Here is a 25,262-nt window from a genome sequence, read left to right on the forward strand (position 1 = left end):
TGCGGGTTTTTTTATGCCCGGAATATCCAGCAAGGTGCGTCGGACAACGCCATCATTTTGCCTGCAATCATGGTTATACTGCCGAACTTCCACCGCTTCGATCACGGATGACGGCCAGTGGACTCATCCGTTCACGTATCGACACAGACACTCGGACACGGATGCTTCGCCCCATGACCCCTGGCTCCCTCGCAGCGCTCGCCGAAGACAACAGCCGCGACTACCTGCGCCGACTGACTCTCGAACAGCGCAACTGCGCGCAATTGCACCACCAGCACCTGCACCTGCAGGCCCGCATCCTCTGTGAGCTCTATGACATCGACGACAGCGCCTTCGAGGCTGCGCAGATTCGCCAGATCCTCGAACAGCGCCAAGCCCGCGAAGACGATGGCTTCACTCGCCTGGAGCAGGCCAACGCCAGCCTGGATAACCAACTGGCCCTGTTCCGTCAGGCCCAGGAGCGGCTCGTCGCCAGTCACAGCCGCGCACTCGCCGAACAGCGCCAGCACCCTGCGCTGCGCCAGGGCCAGCAGCAACTGCAACAGGCCCGCCAAAAGCGCGAGCACATCGCCGCCGACCACCAGCCGTTGGTGGATGAATGCACCGGCAAACTGGCGGCCTACAGCCAGCACCGGATCTATACCTACCTGCGCTTGCGCCAATACGGCACGCAACACTACCGACGCAATGTACTGTCACGGCGCATGGACGACTGGCTCGCCCGGCAGTGCAACTTCGTCAGCAACCGGCAGAACGAACAGCTGTTGCTCGCCATGCTGGAACAGGACGCCACCCGCCTGGCCGCCTGTGACCAGCAAATTGCCGAGCTCGAACGGCAACTGACCGCACTGCTGCGCAGCAGCCTGCCTGCCGCTGACCTGGGCCCGCTCAGCCAGGAGACCGAAACCCTGGCACGCCAGGTGATCGTCGCCCAGCAGCACCTCAAGCGGGTGCGCCAGGACATCGACCTGCTCGAACAATGCGCCGACGGCGACAGCCAGGATGCCCTGCGCTGGCTCAGGTACGAACTCAAGACCGACAGCCTCAACCAGGCGCTCGCCCAGTGGGCAGCCATTGGCTCCCCGCAGGCCACCCGCTTCCAGCAGGAGCTCGACGAGCTGCGCCGGCGCCTGGACAGCGCCAGCCAGCGCGTCGGCCAGGCCAGGGAAGTGTACGAACAGGCATGCACCTTGGAGTCCGCGCTGGGCAGGCGCCTGCGTGGCGACGCCGGCTGCGCCAGCGACTGCAACTGCCACACCCAGCCCAGCCTGGACGACTGCCCCTGCCAGCTGCGCTACCCCTTGGCCGACCAGTACCGCGACGACACCAACTACGGGCAACTGATCGTCGAGTACATGAACAGGGCCCAGACGCTCAATACCGTGCTCGGCACCATCAGCGCCCTGCGCCTGCTCCCCGGCAACCCGGACACCACCCTTTCCGACCGCCCCCTCATGCAAGGACAACCATGAGCCAATACCTGGAACGCGCCCTCGACGGCCTGCGCAAACTCGGCATCACCTTCGGCCAACCGGCACAACAGGCGCCGGTGATGGTCCTGCTGGACAAGGTCGCCCATTACGACAACCAGCGGGTCACCGGTATCGCTGCCGTGCTGCAACAGGCCACGGTGTTCAACCAGACCGTGCGTGAACAGATCGCCGGCATGGACATCTCGCACCGCTACATGGACATCACCGACAGCTTCACCTCGATTCGCGAGGATGCGTCGGCCATGGCCTCGTGGATGGACGATGGCCGCCTGGACACCCTCGAACGCCTCAGCATGGCCTGGATGAACCTGCGCCGCGGCTCGATCCCGAGCCGTTTCGAGGATATCCGCAAGCACTACCTGGATGTGTGCAAGGCCGCCAGCGACCAGATCACCCGCGAGGGCCTGATTCTCGAGTCGTACATGGACTTCCGCCTGGCCATGAAGACCGCCGAAGTGGACGCCCAGCAGGTGCTGGCCATCGCCGGCCAGTCGCTGCAGGAATGCACCACTGCCCTGGACACCGCAAACGCCACGGTGGCCGCGGCCGCCAACCAGGAGCCGGCCCAACGCGCCGCGCTGGAGCTGCAACGCGACGAAGCGGTGCGCGCCCTGCAGAACGAAGACAAGCGCTACCAGATCGTCAAGGACATCGCCGACGACCTGCGGGTCGGCTACAACACCGCCGAACTGGTGTTCGCCCGCATCAGCCAGGTGCACGTGGTCAAGGAGCGCCAGTACCAGCGCATGGTCTCGTTCTTCTCCACCAACGAAGTGGTGCTGACCAGCCTGGCCGTGTCGTTCACCGCCAACCAGGGCATGGCCGAGGCCACCCACACCCTCAACGCCACCACCGACGGCATCAGCAAGGGCCTCGAAGCCCTGGGCGAAATCGGCAACCAGCAGCTCGGCGCCGCGGTCAAGGCCAGCTATGGCTCGACCATTCGCGTCGACTCGGTCCGCGCCCTGGCCCAGGCCACCCTGGACTTCCAGAGCGACATGCAAGGCCTGACCGAAACCTACCGCGCCGAATCGAGCAAGGCCGCGCTGGAAATCTCCACCGCCGTCGAAGATGCCAAGCGCGCCTTCGCCGCCTTGCTGACCAAGGCCGCGCAATGAGCAACGGCTCGCTCAGCGAACAGATGGGGGCCATGGCCCTCGTCGACGAGCTGCGCCAACAGCAGCGCCAGGTGCAGGAGCACCTGGACCTGCCGCGGCGCCGCGCGGAAGTCGCCGAACGCATTCGTGGCTATTACCAGCGCCAGGGCATCGCCTGCGACGACAAACTGATCGAGCAGGGCGTGCGCGAATTCTTCGCCCGCCGCCTGGTGTTCGAGGCACCGACGCTGGCCTGGCCTCGCCGGCTGCTGGCCGGCGTGTTCCTGCGCCGCAGCCTGGTGGCGTGGGTGCTGGTGTGGATTGCGCTGCTGGGCGGCGCCCTGCTGGCGGCGAACCTGCGCCAACCCGCCGCGCCCAGCCAAGCGGCCACCGCCACCAAGGCTACCGACACCGGCCTGGGGACGGCGGCGCCAGCCTGGACGCCGGAGGCGGACCGGGCCGCGCACCAGGCTCGCCTGGACCAATACACTGCGCTGATGGCCCGCCTGGAGGCCATGCCGTTGCCGGATGACGTGCGCGCCAAGCTGCTGCCGTTCGCCCGCTCCACTGGCGCGCTGGTGGCCGACCATGGGCCGGCCAAAGCCATCCGGGCCCTGCGCGAGCTGCAGGTGTATGCCGACTTCACAGAGGCAAAACTGCAACTGCGCATCCCCGACGTCGCCGGCCAGATGTCTGGTTACGAACGCTGCCGCAAGACCTCGGCGTGCAAGCCAGACAGCGAAGACGGCAAGGCATGGTTCCTGGCATTCCAGGCACGCGACCCGCAAGGCAAGGTAGTGACGATGCCACTCGCCAACGGCCGCACCGGTGATATCGCACTTACCGACACCCTCGGCGTACAGGTCAGTCACGCGCAGTACTTGCAAGCACAGCAGGCCAAGCAGGCCACGGGCCGCGTCGATAAACCGGTCATCGGCAGCAAGGATGCCTACAGCATGGCCCGCAAGTTCGACAGTCGCGCCCTCGTCGGTGGCGCCTACGACAATCCGGCCGACACCAGCCAGCACATCATCTCCGCCAGCTTCTGATAGGCCGCCAATGACCGTCTCACTTTCCGAACAGATGGGAGCCATGGCCCTGGTCGACGAACTGCGTCACCGGGACATGGAACTGCAGGACCACCTTGACCTGACTCGGCGCCGCGCCGAGGTGGCCGAGCGGATCCGCGCCTACTACCAGAGCAACGGCATCCACTACGAGGACGCCCAGGTCGAGGAAGGCGTGCGTGCGTTCTTCTCGCGCCGGCTGATGTTCGAGGCCCCCACCTTGAACTTCGCGCAACGCCTGCTGGCGTGCCTGGCCATGGCCCACCGCAAGCTGATGATCTGGGCAGCGTGCGGCGCAATGGCCTGCGCCCTTGGCCTGGGCATCGCCCACCTGGTAGACACGGCCCTGAACACGAAAGTGGGGCAAAGCGCCGACCGATTGGCCAGGATCGGTGAGCAGTTGAACGACGACATTGCCGTGCAACGACAACGGCTTGAACGGGTGAAGGCGCGCCTGGAACAACAACCGCAACCCGTGGTGGCGGCGCTGGTTGCGAAAATCGACCCTCTGCTGCCCAGCACCAACCTGCCTTACACCCTGGATCGCCCGGACCCGATCACCCGTGAAAACCGCGCCCAGCTCCAGACCCGCATCCAGATGGCGCAACTGCAGCTGTCGACACCGCGCAAGCATCTGGAAAGCGCCAGAAAAAGGCTCAATCGCGTGGATCACGTCTACGCCAGCCTCGATCTCCAACGCCATTTGCTCGATCGCCTGAAGGCAATGCCATTGCCTGCGGCCGAGCGCCTGGATATGACGAACTGGGCCGAGTCGGTCGGGAAGGACATTGCCAGGCTACGGTTGAAAAAGGCGGACGCTACACTTGCAGCGCTGAAGGACTACCTGGACTTCGCCGCCGAGCCCCTGACGATCGAACTGATCGATCGCCCCGGTATCAAGTCCGGCGTGGAACGCTGCTATGAAGAGACCGGTTGCAGCGAGAACAGCCTGCGCGGCAAGAGCTGGTACTTGATCGTCGAGCCGCTGGACAGCACCGGCAAGCCGGCCTTCGCCCCGGTGACCAGCGTGGAGGACGGCACGACTCGTTGGGCCAAGCGCTTCGGCGTGCGCGTCAGCTACGAGGAATACCTCAGGGTCCGCCAGGACAAACTCGACGATGGCCACATCAGCCAGCGCTTGATCGGTGAAAAACCGGCCAATAGCCTGACCCTGCGCTTCAACCAGCGCACCAGCCCCGCTCCCGACATGATCCTGGAATGGTGACGCCATGACCCCGACCGCCCTCGGCAATGCGCTCGAAAGCAATACGCGCCAGGCCGAGCAACAGCTGCGCGAGGCCGAACGGGCGCTGTATGCCGAGACCGAACAGCAAACCCGGCTCGAACACCTGATCAGCTCGAAACTGTCCGATATTGCCAGCCTGCAGCTCAGGATCGACCCGATGCGGGACCTGCAGACCCGGCAGTTGTTCGAACAACGCGAGCGAACCCATGCCGCGCTCACCCAGCAGCTCGAAGACGTCGAAGGGCTCATCGCCCGCAGGCTGGAAGCGCTGCAGGCGGTGCGTAGCAACCTTGATCGCCTGGACAGCCAGTCGCAGGACCTGCTCAAACAGGATCCGGCCGTGCGCCAGCTGAGCGAGCAACTGGACGCAGCCCTCCAGGCCGAACAGCAAGCCCATGCCAGCTACGATGAAATCCGCGACGAGTGCGCCAGCAAGCTGCAAGGCTACAACAGCAACCCGCTGTACCGTTTCCTGAAGGCCAACCACTACGGCACCGAGCAGTACCGCCCGCGTCTGTTCCAGCGCGCGTTCGACAACTACCTCGCACGCAGGGTCGGCTTTCGCGTCAATTACGCCAACGAGCAGATCCTGCTGAGCATGCAGGCACGCAACGAGACACTGCGCCAGGCCCTCGGCGAAGCCCGCGAGCAACTGCAGGCACAGCACCGGCAACAACTGGACAAGGCCCGCGAAACCTTCGGCATGCCGGCGTTGCGGGTCGAGGAGCAAGGCCTGGGCACGCTGCTGAGCGAGGGCAAGGCCCAGGCCCGCTCACTGCAGGCCCAACTGACCGACTACGCCCAGAAGCGCGATCCGTATCTGCAACAGATTCGCCAGGGCATCGCCGACCAGCTCCAGGCTCGGCCATTGGCCGAACTGATCGCCGAAGCGGCGAAGACCCCCAGCCCCCATGACGATGTCCTGGTGAATGACCTGCAGCTGCTGCATGCCCGCCTGCGGGAAATCCAGCAACGTCTGCACGGCCTGCAGGACCAAGCACTGGGCAAGCGTCGCCTTTACGACCGCGCCAAGGCTCTGGAATACGCACTGCGCAACGATCATTTCAGCGATCCGCGCCACGAGTACCAGTTGAGCCCGCCGATCGAGCAGGTGCTTGCCGACTACATGAGCGGCCTGCTCGACCAGCAAGCCGTGGAAAAACGTCTCGATGAAGGCCGCGAGTATGTTGCCCCAAGGCATCGCGGCAACAACACGCACAGCACGGGCAGATCGTCCGGCGGTTCAAGCAGCGATGGCTTTCGTACCAGCGGCAGCTCCGGCGGCGGTGGCTTCTCGTCCAGTCGCAGCTCCGGCGGCGGCGGGTTCCGCACCACTGGCAGTTTCTGACAGGCGAAACATCGCGGGGCAAGCCCGCTCCCACGCTGCTAGTGGTGTATCCGTGGGAGCGGGCTTGCCCCGCGATTGGGCCCAGGCAAAAAAAAGGGGCGCCGACCAAGCGCCCCACAAGCCGTGTAGCACACAACGAAATCGGTCAGTCCAGCAGCGCCATCGCCTCGGCGCTGCACGCCTCGATACGGGCCCAGTCGCCGTTCTTGATCCAGCTGCTGTCGAGCATCCAGGTGCCGCCCACGCACATCACATTGGGCAGTGCCATGTAGTTGCGCACGTTGGCCGGGTTCACCCCGCCCGTGGGGCAGAAGCGGATGTCGCCGAACGGGCCACCGAATGCCTTGATCGCCGCCACGCCGCCGCTGATCTCGGCCGGGAACAGCTTGAAGCGCCGGTAACCCAGGGCGTAGCCCATCATGATCTCGGACGGCGTGCTGATGCCGGGCAGCAGCGGGATGTCGCTCTCCACGCCGGCCTCGAGAATGTCCTGGGTGATGCCCGGGGTGACGACGAACTGCGCGCCTGCGGCCTCGACCGCGGCGAACATGCTGCGGTCGAGCACGGTACCGGCACCGACGCACAGCTCCGGGCGCTGCTCACGCAGTACCTGGATGGCCTTCAGGCCCAGCGCCGAGCGCAGGGTCACTTCCAGGGTACGGATGCCACCGGCGGCCAGGGCGTCGGCCAGCGGCAGGATGTCTTGCTCGCGGGCGATGGTGATCACCGGCAGGATGCGCGCCTTGGCGCAGATCGCGTCGATGCGTTCGGCTTTCTCGGCCATCGAGAGCAAAGGCTGTGGGCGTTCGAGGGTGGTCATGACTGTGGATCCTTGGCTCATGGGCACCAGTAGATGCTCAGGGGGTCGTGAAGAAAAGCGCGAATCGGCATTTCGGTAAGGTCGTTGCCCGCCAGTGCGGCGCGCAGGGTAGCGAGCTTGCCTGCCCCTTGCACGGACAGGGCGGTGAAAGCGGCGCTGGCCAGCAGCGCGCGGGTCATGCTCAGGCGCTGGTGCGGCACGCTGGGCGCCAGCATCGGCAGACAGCGGCGCTCACCCACCTTGGCCAGGCCCTGGCGCAGGTTGGGGCTGGCCGGGAACAGCGAGGCGGTGTGGCCATCGTCGCCCATGCCCAGCACCAGTACATCGATCGGCGGCAAGTCGGCCAGTACCTGGTCGGCCTGCTCGGCAGCGGCTTCCAGGTTGGCGGCAGCCTGGTAGAGGCCGATGAAGCGTGCCTGGGCCGCCGCGCCCTTGAGCAGGTGACGGCCCAGCAAGCCGGCGTTGCTGTCGGCATGCTCCACCGGCACCCAGCGCTCGTCGGCCAGGCTCACGGTCACCTTCGACCAGTCCAGCACTTGAGCCGCCAGCTGCTCGAGGAACGGCACCGGGCTGCGCCCGCCGGACAGCACCACACAGGCCTGGCCCTTGCTGGCGATGGCTTGGCGCAGGCGTTCGGCCACGTCATGGGCCAGGGTCGCCGCCAGGGTGTTGGAATCGGCCAGCGCATGCGCCTTCACGCTCGCCGGCAGTTGCAGTTCAGATATCGCCATACCAGGCCCTCCCATCACGTGTGATCAGTGCAATCGAGCTCATGGGCCCCCAGGAACCGGCCGCATAGGGTTTGGGGGCATCGCCGCTGGTCTTCCAGCCGGCGATCAGTTGGTCGCACCATTTCCAGGCGTATTCGATTTCGTCCTTGCGCACGAACAGGTTCTGGTTGCCGCGCATCACTTCCAGCAGCAAGCGCTCGTAGGCATCAGGAATCCGTGCGCTGCGCCAGGTGTCGGAGAAATTCAGTTGCAGCGGCCCACTGCGCAGCTGCATGCCCTTGTCCAGGCCCTGCTCCTTGGTCATTACCCGCAGCGAGATGCCTTCGTCCGGCTGCAGGCGGATGATCAGCTTGTTGCCGATCTGCAAGCGCTGTTCCGGGGCAAAGATGTAGTGCGGCGTCTCTTTGAAGTGGATGACGATCTGCGACAGCTTGCCGGGCATGCGCTTGCCGGTGCGCAGGTAGAACGGCACGCCCGACCAGCGCCAGTTGCGGATGTCGGCGCGCAGGGCGACGAAGGTTTCGGTGTCGCTCTGGGCGTTGGCGTTGTCTTCTTCCAGGTACCCCGGCACCGGCTTGCCATCGCTGTAGCCGGCGATGTACTGGCCACGCACCACGCGAGTACTCAGGCCCTCGCCGGTGATCGGCGCCAGGGCCTTGAGCACCTTGACCTTCTCGTCGCGGATGCTGTCGGCGGAAAGGTCGCTGGGCGGGTCCATGGCGATCAGGCAAAGCAGCTGCAACAGGTGGTTCTGGATCATGTCGCGCAGCTGGCCGGCCTTGTCGAAGTAGCCCCAGCGGCCTTCGATACCGACCTTTTCGGCGACGGTGATTTCCACGTGGGAGATGGAATTCTGGTTCCACTGGGTTTCGAACAGGCTGTTGGCAAAGCGCAGGGCGATCAGGTTCTGCACCGTCTCTTTGCCCAGGTAGTGGTCGATGCGATAGACGCGGTTTTCCGGGAAGTAGCGCGCCACGGCGTCGTTGACCCGGCGCGACGACTCCAGGTCGTGGCCGATAGGCTTTTCCAGCACCACCCGGGTGCGTGGCGCCAGGCCGGCCTTGTCGAGGTTCTCGCAGATCGCCCCATAGACGGCGGCGGCCGTGGCGAAGTAGGCGATCAGTGGCAGCTCGCCTGGCGCGTGCTCGACCAGGGCCTGGTAATCCTCGGGCTGGACGAAGTCCACGTGCAGGTAGTTCAGGCGTTCGAGGAAACGACCCAGGGCAACGGCGTCGATGTCCGCGTCGGGGACGTGGCGACGCAGGTGCGCCTCGATGGTGCCCAGGTGCTCCTGCGTGGTGCCCGGCTCACGGGCCAGGGCCAGCAGCCGGGTGTCCGGGTGCAGCAGGTTGGCACGGTCGAGCTGGTAGAGCGCGGGAAACAGCTTGCGCAATGCCAGGTCGCCCAAGGCGCCAAACAGGGCAAAGGTGCAAGGTTCGACACTGATCGCAGCCATGATGTTGGTTCTTTTATTAAAGTTGAGCTAGGAATACCGCTTTCAAAGCGGGTTTTCAAGGCCTAATGTAGTAAAAACCACAACATTATCTACATCTATTACAACCCAGTGGTGTGACAATCTCACCGCCAGTAGGATACACAACACTGCAAAAAGCCTGCTGCCCCGCCAGCCGGCTGTCACCTAGAGCCGACCAAGGACACCCCATGGACCGCGTGCGTAACCTCCTGGAACAGATCCAGGGCCGCCTGGACGAGTTGAACAAGGCCGAACGCAAAGTCGCCGAAGTCATCCTGCTCAACCCGCAACAAGCCACCCGCTTCAGCATCGCCGCGCTGGCCCAGGCGGCCTCGGTCAGCGAACCGACCGTCAACCGCTTCTGCCGCTCGTTCGGCGTCAACGGCTACCCCGAGCTCAAGCTGCAACTGGCGCAGAGCCTGGCCAGCGGCGCGGCCTACGTCAGCCGCGCGGTGGAGGCCGACGACGATCCGGCGGCCTACACCCAGAAAATCTTCGGCAGCGCCATCGCCTCGCTCGACAGCGCCTGCCAGCAACTCGACCCACAGCAGGTCAGCCGCGCCGTGGACATGATGATCCAGGCCCGGCAGATCCACTTCTTCGGCCTCGGCGCTTCCGCCCCGGTGGCCCTCGATGCGCAACACAAGTTCTTCCGCTTCAACCTTGCCGTGTCGGCCCATGCCGATGTGCTGATGCAGCGCATGCTGGCCTCGGTGGCCCACACCGGCGACCTGTTCGTGATCATCTCCTACACCGGGCGCACCCGTGAGCTGGTCGAGGTGGCGCGCGTGGCGCGGGAAAACGGCGCCTCGGTGCTCGGCCTGACCGCCGCCGGCTCGCCACTGGCCCAGGCCTGCAGCCTGAGCCTGCACATCCCGTTGCCGGAGGACACCGACATCTACATGCCGATGACCTCGCGGATCATCCAGCTCACCGTGCTCGACGTGCTCGCCACCGGCATGACCCTGCGCCGCGGCGTGGACTTCCAGCCGCACCTGCGCAAGATCAAGGAAAGCCTCAACGCCAGCCGCTACCCGATCGAGGACGACGACCTCAGCTGAGGCGGTGCGCCTGCAGCCGCAGGTGCGCACGTTCACCCGGCCTCAGGCTCAGGCCCTCGTCGCTGCCACTGGCCGCCTCGACGCAGACGAAACCCTGGCACTCGCGCCCGCTCACACCCATCAGCGGGCGGTTGCCCGGGTGCCAGACCACGGTGTCGTCACTGTCACCGGTGTCGATGCACAGCTCGCGCTGCCAGGCCGGGTCCTGCAACTGCACCTTGGGCGTGCCGGGGTAGACCTTCTGGCAACCGCCCTTGAGTTTCAACGCGCCGTCTTCGCGGCAAGCCTGGCGGTTGAGGCGGTCGTAGCCTTCGATATCCTCAAGCCCAGACAGCGCTATCTTCGACACGTCACTGATCCGCCAGTAAGCCAGCAGCGCATGGCTCAACTGGCAGGGTTCGCTGTCCTGGTGCTCGGTACTCAGGCTCAATTCCATGCTGGCGCCCAGGCGCGCATGCAGGTCGACCTGCCAGTCGCACAGGTCCAGGCGCCACTTCAGGGTCACGCCCTGCTCGTCCTCACGGCTGTCCACCAGCTTCCAGTCCAGCAGCCGCGCCCAGCCATGGGCCGGCCACAGGTCCTCGCTGGGATGGCGGCCATACCAGGGCCAGCACACCGGCACGCCACCGCGGATGGCGCCAACCTGCGGCCACTGCTCGGCGCACCACAGCCAGGGCTTTTCACCGGTGGGCTGGAAGTGCAGCAATTGCCCGCCCTGGCGGCTGAACACCGCCTGGCAGCGAGGGTGGTCGATGATCAGCACATCGCGCTGCTGGTAACGCTCCCACTCGAAGGTCGGCCTCGGCCGTTGCGAGGTGAAGAAGCGATGTAGCGGATGTTCTGCCATGGTTCCAAGCTCTTTTGTTGTTCGAGATAGCGCTGTCTCGACCCGTACCCGCTAACCACTGCAGACCAGTGGTTAGCGGAAGGCCGAAAATGGATGGCGTAAATTTACAACAATTCGTCTCAGAATGACGACTGAATCTTCAACCCTGCGACCAGCGCGTTGTCCACCTCGTCCACCGCACCCGGGCTCTTGATGTACTGCAGGTTCGGCCGCACGGTCAGCCAATTGGTGACGTGGAAGCCGTAGTAGAGCTCGGCGTTGTACTCGGTGCGTTGCAGCGGCACGAAGCCTGGATTGTCGTAATCGATAATGCCGGACTGGGCGTTGAGCAGCTCGGCACGCTTCTTCACGTCGTCGTTGACATGGATACGCGCCACGCCGAAACCGATATCGTCCTTGGGCCGGGCGTCAAAGGCGCCTTTGTAGACCAGGCCGACCTGCTGGTAGTTGTCGACCACGTTGGTGGCCTTGTCGTGCACGGTGAAGTTGGCGAACAGGCTCAGGCCACGGCTGGCATCGCTGGCGTGGGCAGTCACCTGCTGCTGCGCCACCACCCACCAGCCATGCTTGCTGGAGTGCGACTTGAAGTCCTGCCCGGTCAAGGCCTGCGGGTTGCCGTTGATGTCGTCATACACATCGTCGGCCTTGGCGGTGCTGTAGTAGTAGCCCAGGCGGTACTCGCCCGGCAGGCCGTTGACCTTGGGCGACCACACCGCTTCCACCGGCAGGATCGCGCCCTTGGTGCCGCTGCCGCTGAGCTTGAAGCCGTTGCCGGTCTCCAGGTTCGAAGGGTTCTGCTCATAGGCACCGACCTGGACGAAGAATTCCGGGGTGATGTTGTATTTCACCCGCAGGGCCCACTGGCTGACCGGCCAGTTGTACCAGATGCCACCCACCCAGTTGCCCACCTGCGAGCCGCAGAACGCCAGGTTCTGGAAGTCGCAGGGGAAGCTGTTGAAGTCCTCGCCTTCGCCGAAGCGGCCGACTTTCACATCCAGCGCGCCGTCGAAGTACTTCTGCTTGACCCACATCTGCGTCAGCCGCCAGGTCTGGCCGCGCCCCCAGACTTCCTGCACCGAGCTGAACTGCCCGGCGCGCGGGTCGCTGATGCGGTCGTTGGACAGGTTGCGGCCACTGCGTTCGGTGATCGCCAGCTTGAACTCGGCATCGTGCCAGCCGAAGATCTTCTCCAGGTCCAGGTGCGCGCCGAGGGCGAACTGGTCGCTGTAGCGCGCGGTCTTGTCGTCGTTGTAGCCACCGTGCAGGTTGCCGGCCACCTCGCCGACGTAATCGAGGGTGAAGTCGTAGCCCTTGTCCAGCAGCTCGGTGCGGGTGCCGCCCCAGTCGCCGGTCATCCATTTCGATTCCGACGAGAAAGCCTCGGCAGCCTGGGCCCCGCTGCTGCCGACCATGGCCAGCAGTGCCAGCGAGCCCAATGTCCTGATGCGATTGCGCTGTTCCATCCCTTTGCGTCCTCTTTTCTTGTTATTAACAGAACGGTTTAACGGTCGAGCCCTTGCAGCCCGCTCCCACATCAACGCCCCTTGAAGCGGGCCACGTTGTCTTTCACCGCGGTAGCGGCCAAGTCCAGCCGCTCACCACTGGCAGCATCGAACAGCAGCACCCGCGCCGGGTCGAACTGCAGGTTCAGGCTGTCGCCCACCCGACACGCCACATCCGGCGCCAGGCGGCAGCAGACCTTGGTCTGGTTGAGGGTGACGAACACCAGCAGGTCCGGCCCGGTGGGCTCGGTCACCTGCACTTCGGCGCGGATACCCGGCAGGCCGTTACCCTCCGTGCCCCCCAGCGAAATCTGCTCCGGGCGCACACCCAGGATCACCTCGCGCCCGTCCAGCGCATCGGCATCCACCCCCAGCGGCAGTTCGCAGCGCGCCTGGCCGCTGTCGAGCAGCGCCAGCACCCGGCCGTCCTGGCGGGTCAGGCGCACCGGGATGAAGTTCATCGGCGGCGAACCGATGAAGCTGGCGACGAACAGGTTGGCCGGATCGTTGTAGATCTGCTGCGGCGTGCCGAACTGCTGGATCAGGCCGTCCTTCATCACCGCCACCTTGTCGCCCAGGGTCATGGCCTCGATCTGGTCGTGGGTGACGTACACCGTGGTGGTCTTCAGGCGCTGATGCATCAACTTGATCTCGGTGCGCATCTCTACCCGCAGCTTGGCGTCGAGGTTCGACAGCGGCTCGTCGAACAGGTAGATCTTCGGCCGCCGCGCCAGGGCCCGGCCCATGGCCACGCGCTGCTGCTGGCCGCCGGACAGCTGGCCGGGCTTGCGGCCCAGCAGGTGCTCGATCTGCAGCAGCTTGGCGACCCGCGCCACTTCCTCGTCGATGGCTGCCTGGGGCAGCTTGCGGATCTTCAGGCCGAACGCGATGTTGTCGCGCACGTTCATGGTCGGGTACAGCGCATAGGACTGGAACACCATGGCGATGTCGCGATCCTTCGGGCTCATGCCGCTGACGTCTTCATCGTCGATCAGGATCGCACCGCCACTGATGTTCTCAAGGCCGGCGATGCAGTTCATCAAAGTGGACTTGCCGCAGCCCGAGGGGCCGACCAGGATCAGGAACTCGCCGTCCTTGATCGCCAGCTGGATGTCCTTGAGCGTGTCCGGCAAACCGGTGCCGTAGGTCTTGTTCACGTTGCGAAGTTCGAGCGTTGCCATGACTTACCCCTTTACCGCGCCGGCGGTCAGCCCGCGCACGAAATACTTGCCCGCAATCACGTAGACCAGCAGCGTCGGCAGCCCGGCGATCATCGCCGCGGCCATGTCGACGTTGTATTCCTTGGCCCCGGTGCTGGTGTTGACCAGGTTGTTGAGGGCCACGGTGATCGGCTGCGAGTCGCCGCTGGAGAACACCACGCCGAACAGGAAGTCGTTCCAGATCTGGGTGAACTGCCAGATCAGGCAGACCATGATGATCGGCGTCGACATCGGCAGAATGATCCGCCCGAAGATGGTGAAGAACCCGGCGCCATCCAGGCGCGCAGCCTTGACCAGTGCATCGGGGATGCTCACGTAGTAGTTGCGAAAGAACAGCGTGGTGAAGGCCAGCCCGTACACCACGTGCACCAGCACCAGGCCACTGGTGGTGCTGGCCAGGCCGAGCTTGCCGAGGGTGAACGAGGCCGGCAGCAGCACGGTCTGGAACGGCAGGAAGCAGCCAAACAGCAGCAAGCCGAAGAACAGCTGCGAGCCACGGAAGCGCCACATCGACAGCACGTAGCCGTTGAGCGCGCCGATGGTGGTGGAGATCAGCACCGCCGGCACGGTGATCAGCACCGAGTTGACGAAGTAGCCGTTGACCGTGGCCCAGGCCTTGGCCCAGCCGATGCCGGTGAACACCGCCGGCCAGCTCAGCAGGTTGCCGGTGCTGATGTCTTCGGGGGTCTTGAAGCTGGTCAACAGCATCACCACCAGCGGCACCAGGTACAGCAGCACGGCAAGCAGCAGCACGGCGTGGATGGCGATGCGGCTGAAGCTCAATGCGGGTTTGTCGAGGCGGCTAGTCATGGCGTTTACCCCGCAGCTCCGAGTACAGATAGGGGACGATGATCGCCAGGATGGCGCCGAGCATCAGGATCGCACTGGCCGAGCCCATGCCCATCTGCCCGCGGCTGAAGGTGAAGGCGTACATGAACATCGCCGGCAGGTCGGAGGAGTAGCCGGGGCCGCCGGCGGTCATGGCCGCGACCAGGTCGAAGCTCTTGATGGCGATGTGCGCCAGGATCATCAGCGAACTGAAGAACACCGGGCGCAGGCTGGGCAGCACCACGGTCCAGTAGATGCGCGGCAGGCTGGCGCCATCCAGTTGCGCGGCGCGGATGATCGACTGATCGACCCCACGCAGGCCGGCGAGGAACATCGCCATGATGAAGCCCGAGGCCTGCCACACCGCGGCGATCACCAGGCAGTAGACCACCCGATCCGGGTCGATCAGCCAGTCCAGGCGAAAGCCCTCCCAACCCCAGTCGCGCAGCAGCTTGTCCAGGCCCATGCCGGGGTTGAGCAGCCACTTCCAGGCGGTGCCGGTGACGATCATCGACAGCGCCATGGGGTACAGGTAGATCGTGCGGATGAAGCCCTCGCGGCGGATGCGCTGGTCCAGCAGCACGGCAAGCAACACGCCGATGGCCAGGGTGATGGCGATGAACAAACCGCCGAACAGCAGCAGGTTCTTGCTCGCCACCCACCAGCGGTCGTTGTCGAACAGCCGCGCGTATTGCGCAAGCCCGGCCCATTTGTAGGTGGGCAAAAAGGTCGAGGTGGTGAACGAGAGGACGAAGGTCCACAGGATGTAGCCGTAGAACCCCACCAGGATGATGAACATGCTCGGCGCCAGCACCAGCTTTGGCAGCCAGCGCTGAAGCGCGTCCAGGGGTGAGGCCCGCAGGCGGGCGGTTGCTGTAGTCATGATCTGGTTTCCCGATGTGCCGCATCGCGGGGCAAGCCCGCTCCCACGCAGGCAGTGAGTTCACTGTGGGAGCGGGCTTGCCCCGCGATCAGGGTTACTTGGCGGCGTTGACTGCTGCGGCCAGCTTCTTCGCCGCATCCGCCGGGTCAGCCTTGGGGTCATTGATGTAGTTGGTCACCACATCGAAGAACGCCCCCTGCACGGCCAGCGTGGTGGCCATGTTGTGCGCCATGCTCGGCTGCAGGCCGCCGCTCTTGGCGTCGGCCAGGAAGTCCTTGGCGGAGGTCTGGGCGCAGGCGTCGAAGCCGTACTTGCCCATGTCGGCGAGCATGTCGTTACGCACCGGGATAGAGCCCTTGTTGGTGCTGAATACCTTCTGGAAGTCCTCGCCCAGCACCTTGCGGGCGATGTCCTGCTGGCCCGCTGCAGTGCCGGCGTCCTTCTGCTTGAACACCACCAGCGAGTCGATGTTGTAGAGGAAGGCCTTGTCGGTGCCGGGGAACGCCACGCACTGGTAGTCCTTGCCGGCGGTTTTCTTGGCCAGGGTCCACTCGCTCTTGGCCCAGTCCCCCATGATCTGCATGCCGGCCTTGCCGTTGATCACCTTGGCGGCTTCCAGGTTCCAGTCCTGGCCCTTGCCGTCGGGGTCCATGTAGGTGGCGACCTTCTTCAGTTCGGTCAGCGCCTTGACCATCTCGGGGCCGGTCAGGGCTTTTTCATCGAGGTCGACCAGGGCCTTCTTGTAGCCTTCCACGCCCATCACCGAGAGCACCACGCTTTCGAACACGGTGCTGTCCTGCCAGGGCTGGCCACCGTGGGCAAGCGGAATGAAACCGGCGGACTTGAGCTTGTCGCCGGCTGCGTAGAACTCATCGAGGGTGGTCGGCGCCTTGTCGATCCCGGCCTTCTTGAACACCTCGGGGTTGATCCACAGCCAGTTGATGCGGTGGATGTTCACCGGCACGGCCACGTAGTCACCATCGTACTTCACGGTGTCGGCGACTTTCTTGTCGAGCAGGCTGTCCCACTTCTCTTGCTTGGCAACGTCTTTCAATACATCGGCATCGAGCAATCCCGTGGACGCCCAATCCTGGATATCCGGCCCCTTGATCTGCGCCACGCCCGGCGGGTTGCCGGCCACTGCGCGGCTCTTGAGCACGGTCATGGCGGTGGCACCGCCGCCACCGGCAACCGCACCGTCCTTCCAGGTGAAACCGTCTTTTTCAACCTGGGCCTTGAGCACATCCACGGCGGCTTTTTCACCGCCGGAAGTCCACCAATGGACAACTTCCACGCTGCCTTTGGTATCGGCGGCATGGGCACTGAGGGTGTACAGGGAAGCGAACGAGATCGCGGCGGCGAGACGAAGCGTCGAATGCATGGGGGAATACCTTTCTTGTTGTTATGCGTGGCAAGACTGTCGCTTGCTTTGCAGTGAGTGTAAGGACCTCGCACCCGGCGCCAGGTAACGAACGGATGCGCGAATGTCAGCGTTTGGTTACAAAGCCAGCGCAGTGGCCAGGCTCGGCGCCAGAGGCAAGCGCGGCAGCAGCAGTGCCTGCAAGGCGTGGTAGAGATCAGGCTTGCCGCCCCAGATGCGCGCGCTGGGCTGGTTGGTCGGGTCCAGTTCGTGGTGCCAGCTGCCGTGTACGCGGTCGATGAAATGCGTGGCGATGAAGTCCCAGAAGCAGCGGTACCACTGCTCGTAGCGCGGCTCGCCAGTGCGCCGCAGCAAGGCGGCAGCGGTGGCGCAGGCCTCGGCATGCACCCAGTGCAGGCGCTCGCGCACCAGCGGGCGGTCGCGCCAGTCCAGGGTGTAGACCAGGCCCGGCGCGCCGTCGGCGTGCCAGGCATCGCGGCAGGCACTGTCGAACAGCCCCCTGGCGGCCGGCAACAAGGACTCGGGCGCAGGCAGTTGCGCCCGTTGCAGGGCCGCCTCCAGGTGCAGCACCAGCCGTGCCCACTCGAAGGCATGCCCAGGCGTGGTGCCGTAGGGACGGAAGCCGTCGGCGGGGTTGTCGCGGTTGTAGTCGGGCAGTGCCTGCCAGTGCCCGTCGAAATGCTCGGTGACACGCAAACCGTCGCTGGCAGCCTGGGCAAGGATCAAGCGCTCGACCATGCGCAGGGCGCGGTGCAGCCACAGCGTGTTGCCGGTCACGTCGGCCAGGGCGAGAAACGCCTCGACGCCATGCATGTTGCTGTTGGCGCCGCGGTAGGCTTCTGCCTGCTGCCAGTCGCGGGAGAACGACTCGCGCAGGGCGCCCTCCTCCTCGCACCAAAAGCGCTGCTCGATGACCTGGACCACAGCGTCCAGCAGTGCCTGGGCCTGGCTGACGCCCGCCACCACCGCCGAACTGGCGGCCAGGGCGACGAAGGCGTGCAGGTAGGCGGCCTTGCCGGTGTCGCCGTGGCCTTCGGGCTGTGCATACCAGCCATCATGCTCCTGGTCGCGCAGCGGGCCTTGCAGGGCGGCGACGCCATGCTCGACCAGTTCGCGGCAACCCGGGACACCCTGGATATGTGCCAGGGCGAAGCTGTGGGTCATGCGTGCGGTGTTCATGGTCTCGGCCAGGGCGCAACGGGGCAGGCGGCCATCGTCATCGAGGTTGCCGAAGCCCTGGGGCAGGCGTGCGGCCCTGGCGAAATCGAGCAGGCGCAAGGCTTCGGTGGTAAGCCAGGCGTGGTGTGCGGGGGAATCGAGCCAGCTGCGGGTCATTGGCGTCTTCCTTGTAGTTGTCAGCCGATTCTAGCCAGCCGTCCTGGGTGGCATGTCACAAAGGCCGGTGCAATTGTCACCAGTCCGAGACATTCCCTTCGGCCCCTTTGAGAACGGCTCACCCGGATGACGCCAGCATGGGAGGATGGCACTATGCAATCAACGTTGATACTTACACAGGACATGTGAATGAAACTGCTGCACGGAAGTGGGATCAAACAAGCGCTGCGCGAGATCGCGCCTCGGCAAGTGGCGGTTGCCTATGCAGGCAAAGACTGGCGCGACTACCTCTCAACCGATCACCTGCAGGAAATCATCCTGTCGCCAACCATCGGCTCCAATCCCTTCGCAATTTCTGCACTGGTCAGCCAGCTTGGTTGGGAACGGGTGCACTTCCTCGACAACCTCCACACCAAACTGTATCTGGGCAAAGGCGCAGCAGCCTTGGGCAGCTTCAACCTCACTGCCAACGGGCTTAGCGCAGAAGGGCTTGAGGAAGCCGGTTACCTTGTGCAGGAAGACAAGGCAATCGAAGAGCTTCGCCAGCTTTTTGATTCCTACCTGGCCAAAGCACATGAGAACTACCCCAGCGTTGAAGAAAAGGCCTCGAGGCTCACGGCGCTTTACCAATTGTGGGGGCGCGCCATCAGAGCCGACATCATCAGGAACGATGGGCAAGATCAAAGTCTGACTGCATTCCTGCCCTTCGCCGAAAATATCTACATTTGTGGCGTTACCGGTGAGTGCGAATACAACGAGGAGGTTGTGGACAGCTCGATTATCAGAGATTCAGTGTGCTTCATGCCGCGAGATGATATCGAACGAGGCAAGTGGGTCCTATGTTGGCATGCGGATGACAACGGCTACCCTCGTGACGAAACTGAACCTTACTGGGTCCACATCGACGAAATAATTGAACATGGTGTAAAGGACACGGAATACAGCAAACTGGCCATCGAGCTGAAAACAAGATCTGCTATTTCACCTCCGTTCGAACTTACTCCAATAGTTGTAGCCGCCGTGCACGCCACATTGAGGCTCAAACGCTTCGTCAAGTTCCTCTGGCTTAAAGACCCGTGGCGCATCGCACCGACGCTGCCTCTGATGCCCGCCTTTCTGGCTGAGGTCGAACGGCAAATGCGCAAGCCCGAAACACATCCAGCCCCCGAAGCCACCGACCTGGACAGCATTCGGCAAGAATTCGATGCCCTGGTGCGCCGTAACATGGAAATTGCGCATTCGAACGGATGGATCAGTGCTTTGATCCTGACGCTGCTTGCCGAAGCCAATGCCGTCGAGGTAGCCAGACGCCTGATCAAGCCTTCCCGCGCCAGGGAGACGACGCGCGACGAATTGCGTGAAGGCCTCAAGTCCTTGGCAAAGGAGAATGCGCTGGAACTGAGCCTGGAACACACCATGGTCGAAGAAAGGTACAAGCCTCTGTTTACTCGGGCGGAACTTGAGGCCGCACACGCCAACCTTTATCAAGTGAACTCGGAATATTGGCGCACAATTTGAGCCCCAAGAACTACAAGCACCGCCCTTAAGCACCAGCCTTGCCGCCTCTTGAGCCGGCAAGGTTGGTGCTTGCCGCTCGACAGCACCTGCCCACCTCAATCCATACTGCGCGGTAAATACAGCGTCACCCGCAAGCCACCCTCACGCAGGTTCAGCAAACTCACCTCACCGCCATGGCTATGGGCGATATTGCGCGCAATCCCCAGCCCCAGCCCATATCCCTGCTGCTGTCCGGCCAATCGGAAGTGCGGCTCGAACACCTGCTCCAAACGCTGCTCCGGCACCCCCGGCCCCTGATCGTCGACCTGCAGCACAAAGCTCTCGGCACTGTCGATGATGCGCAGTTGCGCCCGTTCGCCGTACTTGATGGCGTTGTCGATCAGGTTGCCGATGCAGCGGCGCAGGGCCAGCGACTTGCCCGGATACGGCGCCAGCGCCCGGCCTTCGAGGGTGATGCGGCCGTCGCGCAGGTAGGGCTCGGCCAGCAGCTCCAGCACCTGGTTGAGGTCGATCGGCTCGATGTTCTCGTGAATGTCGGTGTCCTTCACGCATTGCAGCGCGCCCTTGACCAGCAGCTCCAGCTCATCGAGGTCACGGCTGAACTTGGCCTGCAAGGCCTCGTCTTCCAGCAGCTCGACCCGCAGCCGCAGGCGGGTGATCGGTGTGCGCAGGTCATGGGAGATGGCGCTGAACAATTGCGAGCGTTCGGTCAGATAGCGGCTGATGCGCTCGCGCATGTTGTTGAAGGCCCGCCCCACTTCCACCACTTCACTGCCGCCGCCCTCGGCCACCGGTGCCACCTCGGCGCCCAGCGACAGCTCCCGGGCCGCCCGCGCCAGGCGCTTGAGCGGCCGGCTCTGCCAATGCACCAGCAAGCCGATGAACAGCAGCAACAGGACGGTGGTCAGGGCGATGAAACCGATCTGCTGGCGTGGCAGGCGTTCGGCTTCGAGGCTGGTGTAGGGCTCGGGCAGCAACGAGGCGATATACAGCCACTCGCCCTCGCCCAGGCGGATCTGGGTGACCAGCACCGGCGGGTTGAGCGGTTCGAGGGTCAGCGAGTAATGCGCCCACGAACGCGGCAACTCATCGAGCTTCAGGCCACTGTTGAAGATGCGCAGGTCGTCGGGGCTGACGAACTCCACCGAGATGTCCATCTGCTGCCCGAGGCGTTCGTGCAGCACCTGCTGGAATACCTCGATCACCGCCTGCTTGCGTGGGGTGACGGGCAGCACCGGCATGTCCAGCGGCTTGACGTTGAGCGACACAAAGAAGCGCGTACCGCCCATGCTGCGCAACTGGTCGAGCACCATCGGCCGGTAGGCCACCGGCAGCGAACGGAAGTAGCTGACACTGGCGCTCATCGAGTGAGCCAGGCTGCTGGCGCTGGCCCGCAGGCCCTGCAGCTGGCTTGCGCGCAGCTGGGCGACCCAGATCACGCTGGAAAGCCCCTGGGCCAGTACCACCACCAGCAGGGTGAGCAGCAACATGCGCCCCAGCAAGGAGCGTGGCAGCAGGCGCCAGCGCCGCTCGCTAGGCCGGGCTGACATGGGCCGCCAGCAAGTAGCCGCTGCCACGCACGGTGCGGATCAGCCGGGGTGGTTTTTCGGTGTCACGCAGGCGCTGGCGCAAGCGGCTGACGCCCATGTCGACGATGCGGTCCAGGGGCATCGGCTCGCGCCCGCGGGTGGCATTGCCGATGGTGTCGCGGTCGAGGATCTGCTGGGGGTGGTCGAGGAACAGCTTGAGCAGGGCGAAGTCGGCGCCGGAGAGGATCACCTCCTCGCCATCGCGGTGGAACAGCCGGTGGCTGACCGTGTCCAGGCGCCAGTCGTCGAACGCCAGCACGGCGCTGACCGGTGCGGCCTGGCCGAAGTCGGCGCGGCGCAGCAGGGCCTTGATCCGCGCCTGCAGCTCACGCGGGCTGAAGGGTTTGCCCAGATAGTCGTCGGCGCCAAGCTCCAGGCCGATGACCCGGTCGGCCTCGTCGGAGCTGGCGGTGAGCATGATGATCGGTACCCGCGACAGCCTGGGGTGCTGGCGTACCCAGCGGCACAGGCTGAAGCCGTCTTCGTCGGGCAGCATCACGTCGAGGATCACCAGATCGCAGGGGTTGGCGTCCAGTGCCCGGCGGAAGGACTGACCGTCGGGCTCGGCCTGCACCTGGAAGCCGGCGCGGCTGAGGTAGGTTTGCAGCAGTTCGCGGATATCCTGGTCGTCGTCGACCATCAGGATCGATTTGCCGGCAGTGGTCATCATGGTCCGTCCTCTTGTTATGCGCAGATCTTCTGCCTGCTTTACGGATCCTGTGGGAGCGGGTTCACCCGCGAAAGCGTCGGTAAGGCAGCCGCCGCATTCGCGGGTAAACCCGCTCCCACAGCAATCGCCTTGTGCTTCAGCTACCCAGCTCTTGCTGCAAGGCCACCCCCGCCCCCAGCAACCCGGAAAACTCCGCAGTCACCAGCCACACCGGCACCCCGGCAAAATACCCGCTCATGCAACCCTTGTCGGCAAAACTTGCGGCAAAACCACTGCGCAGGAACAGCTCGGCAAAACGCGGAATCACCCCGCCGACGATATAGACCCCGCCGCGCGCGCCCAAGGTGAGCACATTGTTGCCCGCCACCCGACCGAGAAACCGGCAGAACTGCTCGACCACCGCCAGCGCCCGTGGCTCGTTGGCCAGTGCCGCATCGGTGATCTGCGCGGGGGTCTTGTGCCTGGGCGTGTCGCCATCGAGCGCGCAGAGCGCCTGGTACAAACGCACCAGCCCGCCCCCGCTGAGCACCGTCTCGGCACTGACATGGCCGATCTGCCGCTGAATCTCCTGGTGAATCGCTGCTTCGCGGGCATTACCCACCGGCAGGTCGACATGCCCACCCTCGCCCGGCAACGCCAGCCACTGCTCGCCATGCCGCACCAGGCTACCAACGCCAAGCCCGGTGCCAGGGCCAATCACCAGCACTGGGCGCGAGGGGTCGGCCTGGCCCGCGCAGACTTCTCGATATTCACCTTCGCGCAAACGGGTCATGCCCAGCGCCATGGCGGAAAAGTCGTTGATCAATTGCAGCCGCTCGACCTGCAGGGTCTGGCAGAACGCCCGGCGGCTCAGCCGCCAGTGATTGTTAGTAAAGCGAAATTCATCGCCATCCACCGGCCCGGCAACCGACAGGCACACCGCCTCCAGTCCGCCACGGGCGATGCCCTGTTCGCCCAGGTACGCCTCGATCGCCTGTTCGGGGCTGGTGTAGTCAGCGGTCGCGAGCACCTGGACCGCGTGCAACTGGTTGTCGCGCCACAGGGCAAAACGTGCGTTGGTACCACCAATGTCGCCAACCAGCAGTTCTTTCACTTGAGATTCTCCAGGCCAGAGGTGAAGGCACTGGCGCCCTTCTCTGCCGAGCTGAACGCCACACGCATGAAGCCGAACAGCTCGCGACCGCAGCCCAGGTCATTGCCCTTGGGCGGCTCGGGCAGCTCGCGGCTGGCCAGTTCCTCGGCCGAGACCATGATCCGCAACGTCCCTTCGACACCATCGACGCGCACGATATCACCATCGCGCACCCGCGCCAGCGGGCCACCGTCGAAGGCCTCCGGGCATACATGGATGGCCGCCGGGATCTTGCCCGAGGCGCCGGACATGCGCCCGTCGGTGACCAGCGCCACCTTGAAGCCACGGTCCTGCAGTACGCCGAGGAACGGCGTCAGCTTGTGCAGCTCGGGCATGCCGTTGCAGCGCGGGCCCTGGAAGCGCACCACGGCCACGAAGTCGCGCTCCAGCTCACCGGCCTTGAACGCATCGGCCAGCGACTGCTGGTCGTGGAACACCCGCGCCGGGGCCTCCACCACCTGGTGTTCAGGGGCCACGGCGGAGACCTTCATCACGCCACGCCCCAGGTTGCCTTCCATTACCCGCAGGCCGCCCTCGGCGGAGAACGGCCGCGCCACCGGGCGCAGGATGCTCTCGTCGAGGCTCTGTTGCGGGCCTTCGCGCCAGACCAACTGGCCGTTGTCGAGGAACGGCTCCTGGGTGTAGCGGCGCAGCCCCGGGCCGGCCACGGTGTTGACGTCCTCGTGCAGCAGCCCGGCATCGAGCAGCTCGCGGATGAGGAAGGCCATGCCGCCGGCGGCCTGGAAGTGGTTGATGTCGGCTTTGCCGTTCGGGTACACGTGGGACAGGGTCGGCACCACCTCGGACAGGTCGGCCATGTCCTGCCAGGTCAGCTGGATGCCGGCGGCCTGGGCGATGGCCGGGATGTGCAGGGTGTGGTTGGTCGAACCGCCGGTGGCGTGCAGCGCAACGATCGAGTTGACCAGCGCCTTCTCATCGACGATTTCGCCGATCGGCATGAAGCTGCCGCTGGCCTTGGTCATGCGCGTGACCTGGCGCGCGGCCTCGGCGGTGAGGGCATCGCGCAGCGGCGTGTAGGGGTTGACGAACGAGGCGCCCGGCAGGTGCATGCCCATCACCTCCATCACCAGCTGGTTGGTGTTGGCGGTGCCGTAGAAGGTGCAGGTGCCTGGGCCGTGGTAGCTGTTCATTTCCGATTCGAGCAGCTCTTCGCGCGTGGCCTTGCCCTCGGCGTAGCGCTGGCGCACGTCGGCCTTCTGCTTGTTGGAGATGCCCGAGACCATCGGCCCGCCGGGGACGAAAACGGTCGGCAGGTGGCCGAAGCGCAGCGCCCCCATCATCAGCCCGGGGACGATCTTGTCGCAGATACCCAGCATCAGGGCTGCATCGAACATGTTGTGGGACAGGGCGATGGCGGTGGACATGGCGATCACTTCGCGGCTGGCGATAGCCAGCTCCATGCCCGGCTCGCCTTGGGTCACGCCGTCGCACATGGCCGGCACGCCACCGGCGAACTGGCCGACCGAGCCGACCTCGCGCAGGGCCTGCTTGATCTGCTCGGGGAAGTGCAGGTACGGCTGGTGCGCCGAAAGCATGTCGTTATAAGACGAAACGATGGCCACGTTGGCAGCGTTCATCAGGCGCAAGGTCTGCTTGTCGTCGGCACCGCAGCCGGCCACGCCATGGGCGAAGTTGGCACATTGCAGGCTGGCGCGCATCGGTCCGTCACTGGCCGCGCCGCGGATAAGCTCAAGGTAGCGTTCACGGGTGGGGCGGCTGCGTTCGATCAGCCGTGCGGTGACCTCAAGGATGCGCGGATGCATGTACTGGACTCCAGGCTAACGGTAAGGGCGGCTTCAACGGGCATTTTCCCTCCAAACGATTGCGGCCTAGGCTTGCAGTAAAGCTACCTGGCCCATTCGCGGAGCAGCCTGCCCGGCCACTCGTTGTAGATTTAACAAAATACTGCCACTAAAAAGGCTTGTTTTCTATCACGCAGTGAATAATCTTGTAATTCCAATAACAAAACCGTTTCAGTGAAGCTGCCTTTTTGCCACAG

General features: G+C 64.6%; 21 protein-coding genes. 7 read left to right on the forward strand and 14 right to left on the reverse strand.

The genetic code is table 11. The annotated features are described in order from the left end of the window. The first annotated feature begins 173 nt into the window (after nt 1-173). From RTH46_RS21030 to RTH46_RS21050, 5 genes are read left to right on the forward strand one after another with little or no spacing between them, the layout of a single operon-like run. Nucleotides 174-1,472 (forward strand): hypothetical protein, encoded by a 1,299-nt coding sequence (locus RTH46_RS21030; RefSeq protein WP_316906524.1) that lies wholly within the window; start codon nt 174-176, stop codon nt 1,470-1,472. Next, nucleotides 1,469-2,611: a merozoite surface protein 3b gene (locus RTH46_RS21035; RefSeq protein WP_279846852.1), complete on the forward strand. Its 1,143-nt coding sequence runs from the start codon at nt 1,469-1,471 to the stop codon at nt 2,609-2,611. Before RTH46_RS21030 ends, RTH46_RS21035 begins: the two co-directional genes overlap by 4 nt. Further along, the gene (locus RTH46_RS21040; protein WP_316906525.1) at nt 2,608-3,639 is read left to right on the forward strand and encodes a DUF6384 family protein; all 1,032 of its coding nucleotides are present in this window, start codon (nt 2,608-2,610) and stop codon (nt 3,637-3,639) included. The genes RTH46_RS21035 and RTH46_RS21040 overlap by 4 nt, the downstream gene beginning before the upstream one ends. Nucleotides 3,640-3,649: 10 nt before the next feature. Next, nucleotides 3,650-4,882 (forward strand): DUF6384 family protein, encoded by a 1,233-nt coding sequence (locus RTH46_RS21045; RefSeq protein ID WP_316906526.1) that lies wholly within the window; start codon nt 3,650-3,652, stop codon nt 4,880-4,882. A 4-nt stretch (nt 4,883-4,886) separates the two neighbouring features. Continuing rightward, nucleotides 4,887-6,251: a hypothetical protein gene (locus RTH46_RS21050; protein ID WP_316906527.1), complete on the forward strand. Its 1,365-nt coding sequence runs from the start codon at nt 4,887-4,889 to the stop codon at nt 6,249-6,251. A gap of 145 nt (nt 6,252-6,396) precedes the next feature. Here RTH46_RS21050 and RTH46_RS21055 read toward each other — a convergent pair whose 3' ends face one another. From RTH46_RS21055 to zwf, 3 genes are read right to left on the reverse strand one after another with little or no spacing between them, the layout of a single operon-like run. After that, nucleotides 6,397-7,071: a bifunctional 4-hydroxy-2-oxoglutarate aldolase/2-dehydro-3-deoxy-phosphogluconate aldolase gene (locus RTH46_RS21055; RefSeq protein WP_153786652.1), complete on the reverse strand. Its 675-nt coding sequence runs from the start codon at nt 7,069-7,071 to the stop codon at nt 6,397-6,399. 17 nt (nt 7,072-7,088) lie between these two features. Next, nucleotides 7,089-7,802 carry a 6-phosphogluconolactonase gene (gene pgl, locus RTH46_RS21060; protein ID WP_153786653.1) on the reverse strand — a complete coding sequence of 238 codons (714 nt, stop codon included), beginning with the start codon at nt 7,800-7,802 and terminating at the stop codon, nt 7,089-7,091. Next, nucleotides 7,789-9,258 carry a glucose-6-phosphate dehydrogenase gene (gene zwf / locus RTH46_RS21065; RefSeq protein ID WP_316906528.1) on the reverse strand — a complete coding sequence of 490 codons (1,470 nt, stop codon included), beginning with the start codon at nt 9,256-9,258 and terminating at the stop codon, nt 7,789-7,791. Before zwf ends, pgl begins: the two co-directional genes overlap by 14 nt. A gap of 215 nt (nt 9,259-9,473) precedes the next feature. On the opposite strand from zwf, the gene hexR reads away from it, so the two are divergent. After that, nucleotides 9,474-10,337 carry a DNA-binding transcriptional regulator HexR gene (hexR, locus tag RTH46_RS21070; protein WP_178125804.1) on the forward strand — a complete coding sequence of 288 codons (864 nt, stop codon included), beginning with the start codon at nt 9,474-9,476 and terminating at the stop codon, nt 10,335-10,337. Here hexR and RTH46_RS21075 read toward each other — a convergent pair. From RTH46_RS21075 to RTH46_RS21105, 7 genes are all read right to left on the reverse strand, one after another. Then, nucleotides 10,330-11,184: a D-hexose-6-phosphate mutarotase gene (locus RTH46_RS21075; RefSeq protein WP_153786655.1), complete on the reverse strand. Its 855-nt coding sequence runs from the start codon at nt 11,182-11,184 to the stop codon at nt 10,330-10,332. The genes hexR and RTH46_RS21075 overlap by 8 nt on opposite strands. A gap of 119 nt (nt 11,185-11,303) precedes the next feature. Next, the gene (locus RTH46_RS21080; RefSeq protein ID WP_316906551.1) at nt 11,304-12,596 is read right to left on the reverse strand and encodes a carbohydrate porin; all 1,293 of its coding nucleotides are present in this window, start codon (nt 12,594-12,596) and stop codon (nt 11,304-11,306) included. A gap of 122 nt (nt 12,597-12,718) precedes the next feature. Further along, the gene (locus tag RTH46_RS21085; protein ID WP_153786656.1) at nt 12,719-13,867 is read right to left on the reverse strand and encodes an ABC transporter ATP-binding protein; all 1,149 of its coding nucleotides are present in this window, start codon (nt 13,865-13,867) and stop codon (nt 12,719-12,721) included. Nucleotides 13,868-13,870: 3 nt separating this feature from the next. After that, complete coding sequence (locus RTH46_RS21090; RefSeq protein ID WP_316906529.1) at nt 13,871-14,716, reverse strand: carbohydrate ABC transporter permease; 846 nt, start codon at nt 14,714-14,716, stop codon at nt 13,871-13,873. Continuing rightward, nucleotides 14,709-15,617, reverse strand: a complete 909-nt coding sequence (locus RTH46_RS21095; RefSeq protein WP_316906530.1) for a sugar ABC transporter permease — start codon at nt 15,615-15,617, stop codon at nt 14,709-14,711. The genes RTH46_RS21090 and RTH46_RS21095 overlap by 8 nt, the downstream gene beginning before the upstream one ends. A 94-nt stretch (nt 15,618-15,711) precedes the next feature. Further along, nucleotides 15,712-16,998, reverse strand: coding sequence for an ABC transporter substrate-binding protein (locus tag RTH46_RS21100; protein ID WP_316906531.1), 1,287 nt, complete (start codon nt 16,996-16,998; stop codon nt 15,712-15,714). 117 nt (nt 16,999-17,115) lie between these two features. Beyond that, the gene (locus RTH46_RS21105; RefSeq protein WP_316906532.1) at nt 17,116-18,333 is read right to left on the reverse strand and encodes an AGE family epimerase/isomerase; all 1,218 of its coding nucleotides are present in this window, start codon (nt 18,331-18,333) and stop codon (nt 17,116-17,118) included. 189 nt (nt 18,334-18,522) lie between these two features. On the opposite strand from RTH46_RS21105, the gene RTH46_RS21110 reads away from it, so the two are divergent. Next, a complete protein-coding gene (locus RTH46_RS21110) occupies nt 18,523-19,851 on the forward strand; it encodes a phospholipase D family protein (RefSeq protein WP_316906533.1) in 1,329 nt (442 codons plus the stop codon). 95 nt (nt 19,852-19,946) lie between these two features. Here the strand turns inward: RTH46_RS21110 and RTH46_RS21115 are convergent, their stop codons facing one another. The 4 genes from RTH46_RS21115 to edd all read right to left on the reverse strand — a co-directional run bounded on the left by RTH46_RS21115 (nt 19,947) and on the right by edd (nt 25,026). Then, nucleotides 19,947-21,401, reverse strand: a complete 1,455-nt coding sequence (locus tag RTH46_RS21115; RefSeq protein ID WP_153786662.1) for an ATP-binding protein — start codon at nt 21,399-21,401, stop codon at nt 19,947-19,949. Next, on the reverse strand, nt 21,385-22,107 hold the full coding sequence (locus RTH46_RS21120; protein ID WP_153786670.1) for a response regulator: 723 nt from the start codon (nt 22,105-22,107) through the stop codon (nt 21,385-21,387). The genes RTH46_RS21115 and RTH46_RS21120 overlap by 17 nt, the downstream gene beginning before the upstream one ends. 139 nt (nt 22,108-22,246) lie before the next feature. Next, nucleotides 22,247-23,203, reverse strand: a complete 957-nt coding sequence (locus tag RTH46_RS21125) for a glucokinase (RefSeq protein ID WP_153786663.1) — start codon at nt 23,201-23,203, stop codon at nt 22,247-22,249. After that, nucleotides 23,200-25,026, reverse strand: a complete 1,827-nt coding sequence (gene edd, locus RTH46_RS21130) for a phosphogluconate dehydratase (protein WP_316906534.1) — start codon at nt 25,024-25,026, stop codon at nt 23,200-23,202. The genes RTH46_RS21125 and edd overlap by 4 nt, the downstream gene beginning before the upstream one ends. Nucleotides 25,027-25,262: the final 236 nt, after the last annotated feature.

This window comes from Pseudomonas sp. zfem004, from assembly GCF_032621715.1.
In the GTDB taxonomy this organism is placed as follows: domain Bacteria; phylum Pseudomonadota; class Gammaproteobacteria; order Pseudomonadales; family Pseudomonadaceae; genus Aquipseudomonas; species Aquipseudomonas sichuanensis.